This window comes from Psychrobacter sp., from assembly GCF_030457785.1.
Lineage (GTDB): Bacteria > Pseudomonadota > Gammaproteobacteria > Pseudomonadales > Moraxellaceae > Psychrobacter.
This window is the reverse complement of record NZ_JAKDUI010000264.1, coordinates 1-2,986: the sequence shown is the minus strand read 5'-3', so window position 1 is coordinate 2,986 and position 2,986 is coordinate 1. Positions and strand designations below refer to the sequence as shown.

Annotated in this window: 2 protein-coding genes; one reads left to right on the top strand and one right to left on the bottom strand. The window is 44.5% G+C overall.

Going from position 1 to position 2,986, the window contains the following annotated elements:
• Positions 1-283: 283 nt before the first annotated feature.
• A complete protein-coding gene (locus L0J61_RS10315; RefSeq protein ID WP_301466357.1) occupies positions 284-1,105 on the top strand; it encodes a Cof-type HAD-IIB family hydrolase in 822 nt (273 codons plus the stop codon).
• A gap of 118 nt (positions 1,106-1,223) precedes the next feature.
• Here the strand turns inward: L0J61_RS10315 and L0J61_RS10310 are convergent, their stop codons facing one another.
• Positions 1,224-2,843, bottom strand: coding sequence for an AbgT family transporter (locus L0J61_RS10310; RefSeq protein WP_301466356.1), 1,620 nt, complete (start codon positions 2,841-2,843; stop codon positions 1,224-1,226).
• Positions 2,844-2,986: the final 143 nt, after the last annotated feature.

Here is a 2,986-nt window from a genome sequence, read left to right as displayed (position 1 = left end):
TGAAGATAAGCTTGAGACAAGCCCAAGAAGAGTCTATAAGAAAATTTGAATTACTTTACAATAAATTGAAAGAAAACCAGAAGTAGGTTGGTCTCTTATTCTCGACCCTAAAAGCAGACATTTTTAGATGCCTTGCCAGTATTTATCCTGTATAGCATTGCTTTTTACCACGTGCCATTAAGTTGCGTGTTGAATAAGAGTATAGACAACTACCCTCACTTAAGCAGTGTCGAACAGTATATGGCCACCGTTCATCATCGTATTTCAAATATCAAGGATGCTCATGCACATTGAAGATAAGGCTGTGACAACCAATAACAGCTATAGCCCGCCCACGCCAAAAATCATATTTTTTGATATAGATGACACGCTCAGTCGTGACGGTATCATCGCCCCACATAATCAGGCGACGCTTGAGCAACTTGCGAAGACTGATATCAAACTCGTGATTTCGACAGGGCGTTCGAAAGCGATACTGCCTGACGATATTTTAGCCTTGCTAGAAGCAGGTGTTTTAGACACCATCATCTGTATGAATGGGCAGTACAGCTTTGATAATGAGGGGCTAATTAGCCATTACCCTTTGTCTACTCAGCAAAAAGAAAAAATCGTACACCTGTGCCAAACAAGCAAGCTCATCCATAAGTTTGACTCTGCCACACACATTGCTTGGTCAGGCGAAAATGAACGTTTGCGTCAGTTCAATGCGATAACACCCAACTCGATTGTTGACCCACTCTATTGGCAATCGAATTCCGTCTATCAATGCTCTGTATTTTTTAAAAATCAGCAAGACAAAATGCAAGATGTCGACTTTGCCAAAGACGACTTAAAACTGGTTCATTGGCATCATATTGGTGCAGACATCTTACCCATAGAGGCATCTAAAGCCCGAGGCATCACAGACGTGTGCTCTTATTATGGCGTCAAAGCAAGTGAATGCATGGCATTTGGTGACGGTATGAATGATTTAGAAATGTTTGATTTGGTTGGCTATGCAGTGGCCATGGGCGATGCTCAGCCAGATCTAATTAAACGGGCAGACTTTGTCACTGGTACGATTGAGGAACAAGGAATACAGGCGGTACTTAATCAACTAAAATAGCGCGGTAAACATACAGAGGCAAATAGTTCGCTGCATATTTTTCGGACATAAAAAAAGCCCTTACTAAATCATGAGTAAGGGCTTTCTTGTTTTTGAAATATGAACGACTGTACAGTCGCTATTGTGCTGGATAGAAAGTCTCTGCACCTGGACCGACAGGCAGACCCAGTACGAACACCCATACCGAAAACAAGATCGTCCAACCAATCAAAAATGCCATCGAGTATGGCAGCATCATCGCCATCAATGTGCCGACACCGGTGTCTTTTTTATAGCGCATTGCTACAGCTAAAATCAGACCAAAATAACTCATCATAGGGGTGATGATATTGGTCGTCGAATCACCAATACGATAAGCAGCTTGTATCATCTCAGGCGCATAACCCGTTAGCATCAGCATCGGCACAAATATCGGTGCCGTCACTGCCCATTGTGCAGACGCCGAACCCAACATTAAGTTGACCAGACCACAAATGAGGATAAAACCAACCAATAGTAAAGGACCAGTCAGACCGATATCACTCAAGAAAGTCGCACCAGACACCGCCATCACTGAGCCTAAGTTAGACCACTTAAAGAACGCGGTAAACTGTGCGGCAAAGAACACCAAAACAATATAAATGCTTAGCGAGCTCATGGCATTACTCATGGCATCAACGACATCTTGGTTACTTTTTATGCTGCCAGTTATTTTACCGTAGATATAACCCGGTACCGCAAAGAATACGAAAATAAAGACAACGATACCTTTTAAGAATGGAGATCCTGATACCAGACCAGTTTCTGGGTTACGCAAGATGCCATCAGCTGGCACCACCGTCCAAGCCAGTAGTGCACAGAACACCAGCATACTGATACCTGCCCACAGCAGCCCTTTCTTTTCTAATGACGATACTTTTTCGATCTGTGTCTCTAACACGGAGGCATCATCGGCGTCTTTGGGATTATACTCACCTAGACTTGGTTCAACGATTTTTTCGGTCACCAAGTAACCCAAGCCGCTAACCAAAAAGGTGCTGGCAATCATGAAGTACCAATTGGCCTCTGCGCCAACGATATAAGCTGGATCTATGATACGGGCTGCTTCTTGGGTAATCCCTGACAGCAAAGGATCTACTGTCCCTAATAATAGATTAGCACTATAACCACCTGATACCCCAGCAAAGGCAGCTGCTAAACCGGCCAGAGGGTGCCTACCAAGTGAGTGAAAAATAACCGCTGCTAGTGGTATCAACACCACATAACCAAGCTCTGCTGCTGTGTTCGACATAATACCTGCAAACACAATGGTAAAGGTCACCATCTTTTTTGGCGCATTCATGACCAGTCCACGTAACGCCGCTGAGATCATGCCAGAGTGCTCGGCAATACCAACACCGAGCAACGCCACCAGTACCGTCCCGAGCGGCACAAAGCCCGTAAAGTTACTTACCAAATTTTCAACGATGCGAGCTAATCCCTCACCGTTCAATAGGTTGACGACTTCGATCATACCGTCAGCGCTACGTCCGCTCGTACCCTCTGGTCTCGGATCAATCACCGACACACCAAAGTAGGACATAACAGCCGAAAGCACCAGCAACAACACCGACATCCATACGAATAAAATCACAGGATGCGGTAACAAATTACCTAGCCACTCAACCCCTCTTAAAAACTTTTGCATACGAGAGTCTTTCTCTGCCGCATCAAAATCATTATGCGGCGGACTGCCGTTCGGTGAATCACTTCCCTGCATAGCCCATTGCTCCTTTCAAGGTTTACATGCCGTGCATGTGCTTAAAGTCGAGGCATACCTTCAAAATAAAAATATACCTGGTAGAATTTTTACCCCACTCTCAACTTCGAAAGTGATTGAAAAAAGAAGAGCACCTCACTAAT